The sequence below is a fragment of the Ancylomarina sp. genome (assembly GCF_041555295.1).
In the GTDB taxonomy this organism is placed as follows: domain Bacteria; phylum Bacteroidota; class Bacteroidia; order Bacteroidales; family Marinifilaceae; genus Ancylomarina.
In genome coordinates this window covers 1-6,470 of the sequence record NZ_JBFFKR010000196.1, presented here as the reverse complement: position 1 = coordinate 6,470, position 6,470 = coordinate 1, and the positions used below count along the sequence as shown (strand labels likewise).

The following is a 6,470-nucleotide window of genomic DNA, read 5'->3' as shown; positions in this document are numbered from 1 at the left end:
TTTCTCCTATCTCTAGCCTTAATCTCAATGGAGATTATTTGGTCGAGAATTTTCTCAGCGGAATATTTTTACACCTTTGCTTTCCTCATATTGAGTGTAAGCATTCTTGGCTTAGGACTCGGGGCCTTATCCTTGCGAATGAGTAAATGGCTGACAAACATTAACAATTACGGCGGATTATTAAGTATTACGGCAGGACTAATGCTGATTGGCCCCCCATTGGTTCTTCATTTACAACTTGATTTCACTCAATTATTAAGTAATAATTGGATGGTTCTAAAACTGCTAGCCACCATTCTTATTTTAGGCTCTTCTTTTTTCACAGGTGGTATTATTTTGAGTAGTATCTTCCGTAAAGCACATGAAGAGATGCCTCGCCTATACATGGCCGACTTAATTGGGGCAGCAATGGGTGTGGTCCTATCTGTGTTATTAATGAATACAATAGGAACCGACAAAGCAGCTCTAATGATTACATTACCTGTTCTTATTTCTGCATTATTATACATTCCTCGTTGGTTAAAAATCATCCCTGTCATTCTTCTTCTTATCAGCTTCACTGCCTTGCCTTATAGTTCAGAACTTCTGACGCGACCTAAAAAAGAGAGAGCAGAAGTGATTTACACTCATTGGGATGCTATGGCTCGTTTAAAAGTGTTTAAATACGATGATAAAAACTGGGGTTTAAATATCGATGATGCTGCCAACTCACCTATTATTAAATTCGATGGTAATTGGGATCGTTCCGATTCACTTAAAATCCCCTTCTCAATTCCAGCAACCCATTTAACCGCTCAGTTTGATTCATGCCGATTCTTATCACTGGGTGCAGGGGCTGGTGGTGATGTTTTACAAGCATTACAGGATGGCGCTGCTGAGGTGCACGCCGTGGAAGTCAATCCGTATATCAACAAAATGATGACAAAAGGCTTCCTTAAAGAATTTACAGGGAACCTCTACAATGATACTCGAGTGAGAGTCGTGAGCGAAGATGCCCGAGCCTATGTGCGTCGTTTCAATAATCATTTCGATGTGATATATTCGTTAAGCTCCAACACATTTGCTGCACTCGCTTCAGGATCCTTTGCTCTGGCTGAAAACTATCTCTTTACCACTGAGGCTTTTCAGGATTATTACAAAGCCTTATCCCCAAAGGGTTACTTGCTAATGGAGCATCAGTTTTATGTACCAAGAATGGTTTCTGAAGTATTGGAAGCTCTCGAACGCGAAGGAATAGAAGATCCTGCCTCTCACTTGGCAGTCTATCATTTACCCACAATGCGCCGTCATTTAATTCTAATGGGAAAACAGCCTTTGAGCAAAGAGCTTATTCATGATGCCGTTTATGAGTCAAGTAAGGAAAACTACCCTTACTACAGACAATTGTATCCCGCAGTTGACTCCGTAAAAAACAACATGATCAATCAAATTGTTTTAAATGGATGGCAACAAGAACAGGCAAAATCAGCAACCAACATATCGCCCTGCTACGACAACAAACCGTTTACTGCACAGCTGGGCATGATGAAAAATTTCTCTCTCGAAAAAATCAGAACACGTCTACTCCCGTACGAATTCCAGGGCTTCCCCCTTTCGAAGGTGATTATACTGGTTATTTTGTTTATTGTTGCAATTCTGATATTACCACTTAACCTGCTGCCTTATTTCAAAAAGGGAACAAAACTCAAAGCTGCAGGATGGTTGTATTTTTTCACAATTGGCATAGCTTTTATGGCTGTCGAAGTTGTTCTAATACAAAAGTATACGCTTTTTATAGGTTCATCCTCTTACACGTTTATGACCATACTATTTGTTCTGCTTGCCAGTTCTGGTGTTGGTAGTTTAATGAGTCCTAAATTTAAGAATCACATCCCTTTCTTGTTTATCGCAATATGGTTAATTGCCGAGATTTTACTATTTCCTTATATCACCACATCACTTGCAGGTCTGGGCATGATCTGGCGTATTATCATCACTTGCATACTTATTGCACCTTTGGGTTTCTTTATGGGAATGCCATTTGTTAAGGGAAGTGCTAAAACCGGTGAACTGATTGACTGGGGATTTGCCATAAATGGAGCAGCTTCGGTTATTGGTAGCACCTTGGTTTTAATACCCGTTTTCAATTACGGATTTTCTAGCGGATTATTACTCGCCATCGTTTTCTATATGATAGCCTATTTACTATTACGTAAGCCTCTCAAAACGGAGAATTAATTTTCAAGAAACTCAAATTCATTAATGGTGAAAAAAAAGAGGATGTCAAAAATCAAGACATCCTCTTTTTCTAGTCACCCATTTCTATTTTCTAAGCAAACATCCTGCATATTTAATATTCATCCTATTTTTTTTTAAGCTATAACTCATCAGATAAGTTATAAAAGAGTCAAAATAATATCAATGAAGGCCATATATTGCTTTTACACAGTTTTAGCAAGCTTTAAATTCGACAGCTAACAAGCCAAACTCCAGGCTAAAACAATCAAATGAAGAAACTGCAAGCTGAATTTCAAGAAAAATTCAATTTATTAAATATCTTTTACAGCAATTTCACTCATCTCACAGTGTTGCATCAAGTATTCATCGGCCAAATTACTTCCTAAAGATTTTAAGCGGTTCCAGTCTTCGCATGCCCCTACCTTATCACCAACACTTAAACGGGTCACTGATCTGGCAAATAATAGGGGTTCACTATAGGGTTGATAAACATATGCTCTATCAAAAAGCTTTAGAGCCCTTTCGGGTTTATTCTTCAATAACTTTTTATTTCCCCGCTTAAATAATTTCTGAGCTATTCTCAAATGATTTGAATATTCCATCTGAAAAGTGATAGCCACTTCCTTTTCCATTGCAACCGGATTACCGCTGTTTTCTCCTGGTTTCCACATGCCATCACTTGATTGCAAAACCCGAATTACCTCACGGTCAATATCGGAAGAAACGCTGTTAATAACTTGAAAATTGTCTAACTCACCATTGGGTAGAACAGTGAAATGAATGACTGTTGTGCCTTCTCTCCATCTCTTCTCGGCTTCTTTCGGATATTCAAGTTTTGCACCCAAATAATCGTATATCGAGGCAGTCTCCACTTCATTTAAAATATCCACCGTTCCCTCTATTCCTTTAAATATAGGAGGTTTCACGTCCACGTCTCTAAGCATTTTACTCTTCTTCAGATCCTGTCCTGTTGAAAAAATTGCAACAAACATGAACAAAATTAAAATTGTTGTTGCTTTCATGATTTTGTTTTTTTAATTAATAATCTTCACTCGTTGGAAATCAACGATGTGCTGTTTATAGCTAGTAGATTTGTTTGGGTGAATTTTAAGTTGAAGCAGCTTAATATAAAAATGAGCACTTCTGATATTAATAAATGATTTACCAGCCAATTAAAAAACACTTCCCGGACGAGTTTGTTTGCATTCTCGTAAGGGAAAATGCCAAGTCACTTTTAGTCTTTCCATAATTTCGAGCTTTAAAATTAATTAGATTTCATCCGTTAATCATACTCTTTAAGGCCATCACGAACTGATATCATCTTACAATACAAAGAAACAGACTATTAGCTTATGAGCTTAATAGTCTGGTTGCAAGCTTTTGTAAATAAAAGATTAAGAATGTTGAATCATGGTAATTAGGTTGCATTTTTAAGAATAATGAAATTTCACCCTTTAAAATGCTAGCCGAATATGGAATGTAATTGATGGAGTAAACAGACTTATTGATTCGAACTTATCAATACCTCATTACTTGGCAAGTTCATTTTTTGCATTAGCTTATTGTACCTTGAATCATTCCTAAGGTCTTCGGTACATGGATAAAAATTAATATAACTAACAGGATAAGACTTGTTATCACAAGCATTATTTAACAGCTCGAAGGCTTTATCTGTGAAGCCCAGGTAAGCAGCCATCATACCCCTATAACAGCAATTGACCTCCTGCTTTTTTGAAAGCTCTTCGAATTCATTCCATAGTTCTATAGCTTTCTCTCTTTGGCCGGCCTTTACATAAGCATAACCAAGTAAGGTCTCCCAATAGGCCCCTGAGGGAAGTTTTTTATGATATTCAATCGCTTTATGAAACATCTTTCTTTGGAGACAAACCCAACCCAATGTGAGGTTTCCGTATGGCACATCATCCTTTAATTCCAAAGCTTTTCTGGCCCAGAATTCAGCTTCGTCATATTCTTTATTGTGGAAATACAATAATGCTAACCATGACGTGTAAGAGGCTGATAAAGGTTCTATCACAACTGCCTTTTTAGCATGGTAAATTGACTTTTTCATATCATCAAACAGAATATGGTACCAGGCAAAATGAGCGTGTGCAATGGCATTGTTGGGATTATTGGCAATGGCATTTTCAAAAGCTTCTTCTGACATGGGCCAGTCCCAGGCCTGGTATAAATAGAGTAAAGACAAGGCATTATAGGCTTCATCAATTGTAGGATCTAATTTGATGGCCTTATTGGCAGCTAACATAGCCTGAAGAAATGCTTCTTTCGCATTAAGTTGTCCATGCCCTATCGTTGCATATCCTAGTGCTAAGCCTGCATAGGCAAAAGGATCTCCGGGGTCGGTTTTAATAGCCTGATGCAAGTAATTGATTCCAGTATCAAAGGACTCTTTTGTACCCTGATTTAAATAATACATCCCTCGCAAATAGGCTTTATAAGTTTCGGGATTTACAGTGCGTGTATTCGCAAGATGTTGTTCTTCTTTTTCTGAAAGTTCGATATCTATTTTTTGTGCTATGTCTCTTACAGCTGAAGATTGAACGGCCAGAACATTACTAAGCTTATCACTATACTCATTGACTAAAACATGACTTTCTTCAGGAAAAACATCAATCAACTGAACAATAATGCGAACACTATCATCTGCCATAAAAACTGAGCCTTCAACAATCCTATTAACACCAAGCGCATCAGCAATATCTTTTAACATCATATCACTTTCGCGAAAGTGAAGTGTTGAGGTTCTTGAAATTACTCGAAGTGATCCTATTTTACCTAATTCTCCAATAAGTGCATCGTGCATACCATCTACAAAATAGTCATTATCAGCTTGTCCGGTTAAATTATGCAGGGGCAAAACAGCAATTGATGTTTTACTAGAATGGATAGCTTCAAGGACGTATAATCCCATGACCACTAAAGTCAATATCAGAATGAGTACCAATCCTAATCTACTCGATTTAAAAAACGAGAAGCCAAAAGGATTCATTTTATTTTGAACTTTACTTACAAGTTGCTCTTCTTCATGAACAATAGTTCCTTTTCTGACATCTCCCGGGGAAACTTTATAGCGTTTTTTAAACACTTTATTAAAATAACTAGGGCTTCTAAAACCGACTTGGTAGGCAATTTCTGAGACCGTTGCAACGTCATTCTCTAAAAGCTTTTTGGCACGTATTAATCTAATTTCTTTGATAAGATCACTAGCAGATTTACCAGTTAACTTGATGAGCTTTCTATGCAGCATCGATCGGCTTAGTCCTACATTTTCAGCCAGGTTTGATACCGAAAAATTCTCATCACCCAGATTATCTTCGATATTCTGATGAATTTTCTTTAAAAATTGGTCACATAAGGAAGATAGATTTTCCATAGCAAGCAAATAAATAATCAACCGTAATTTATTCAGGAAGAATGCCTCAAAAACAAAGTTACTGAATAATGATTGAACATGACAACAGCTTCCCGTCTTATTACCATCCGTTTGATAGAAGAACAACTCGATAGGGTGAATAAAAAAAATGGAAGCCTGGATAAAAATATTGGACAAAAAAAGACCGATATACCATCAAATATTCATTCGAAGCAGGCCTACTCAAAAGCCTCTATCTCAATCAGATTACTCATTCTTGAATACGCCAACCTACCCATATTGGAAACCCCATCATACTTGAAAGCATTTGAGCTGGATTCATTTTAGGTATTCCCATCAAGGGTGCCAGCATCATGAATAAGGACATGGCGGTTGTTCCGGTAATTCCGCCCAAGAGGGCCTTTGGAATTTTAACTAGCATAGGGATTTGTATTAAATGTCAAATTGTCTACTCATTTTAATCTTCAAATAAATAGTTGTGACAAGTGCCAGAACCTGACAGTTGAATGGAATTATTTTTTTGGAATGCTACCAGGCAATATAGGTTTGGTAGCTAACTATGAATAATCACCTGACAAACGAATGATTGAAAGAATAGACCAAAGACATTCTGAATTGGGCTCAATTTTATTCATTTTTAGCCCTTAAGTTTTTTTAGCTTTTCTGCATTTTGAATAAGAGCTTCTAAATACTCCCTTTTTATTTGATCAAGCAGATGGCTTACTGAAACGACAGCATCAATTCCTGCAACACCTTGCCCGGCTGACCAAATATCTTTCCATGCTTTATCATTTTGTGCAGAAAGCTCTGAGAAGTCTTCTTTCTTCTTTTGGCTAAGATCAATACCAGACTTTTCGAT

At 37.2% G+C, this 6,470-nt stretch carries 5 protein-coding genes; 2 read left to right on the top strand and 3 right to left on the bottom strand.

The annotated features are described in order from the left end of the window. A partial coding sequence (locus ABY905_RS12575) for a hypothetical protein (RefSeq protein ID WP_372644412.1) occupies window positions 1-2,217 on the top strand: 2,217 nt, incomplete at its 5' end. A gap of 311 nt (window positions 2,218-2,528) precedes the next feature. Here ABY905_RS12575 and ABY905_RS12570 read toward each other — a convergent pair. Both ABY905_RS12570 and ABY905_RS12565 read right to left on the bottom strand, forming a co-directional pair. Next, complete coding sequence (locus ABY905_RS12570) at window positions 2,529-3,239, bottom strand: energy transducer TonB (protein WP_372644410.1); 711 nt, start codon at window positions 3,237-3,239, stop codon at window positions 2,529-2,531. Window positions 3,240-3,718: 479 nt separating this feature from the next. Beyond that, a complete protein-coding gene (locus ABY905_RS12565) occupies window positions 3,719-5,611 on the bottom strand; it encodes a helix-turn-helix domain-containing protein (protein WP_372644408.1) in 1,893 nt (630 codons plus the stop codon). 78 nt (window positions 5,612-5,689) lie between these two features. Between ABY905_RS12565 and ABY905_RS12560 the strand changes: the two genes are divergently transcribed. Then, window positions 5,690-5,938: a hypothetical protein gene (locus tag ABY905_RS12560; RefSeq protein ID WP_372644406.1), complete on the top strand. Its 249-nt coding sequence runs from the start codon at window positions 5,690-5,692 to the stop codon at window positions 5,936-5,938. A gap of 310 nt (window positions 5,939-6,248) precedes the next feature. On the opposite strand, the gene ABY905_RS12555 is transcribed toward ABY905_RS12560, so the two are convergent. Further along, window positions 6,249-6,470, bottom strand: a 222-nt coding sequence (locus tag ABY905_RS12555) for a hypothetical protein (protein WP_372644404.1), incomplete at its 5' end; no start/stop codon positions are given.

What these genes read in the sequence shown, in the direction of transcription:
- ABY905_RS12570 (WP_372644410.1), bottom strand. Translation starts at nt 3,239, where the DNA reads ATGAAAGCAACAACAATTTTAATTTTGTTCATGTTTGTTGCAATTTTT.
- ABY905_RS12565 (WP_372644408.1), bottom strand. Translation starts at nt 5,611, where the DNA reads ATGGAAAATCTATCTTCCTTATGTGACCAATTTTTAAAGAAAATTCAT.
- ABY905_RS12560 (WP_372644406.1), top strand. Translation starts at nt 5,690, where the DNA reads ATGACAACAGCTTCCCGTCTTATTACCATCCGTTTGATAGAAGAACAA.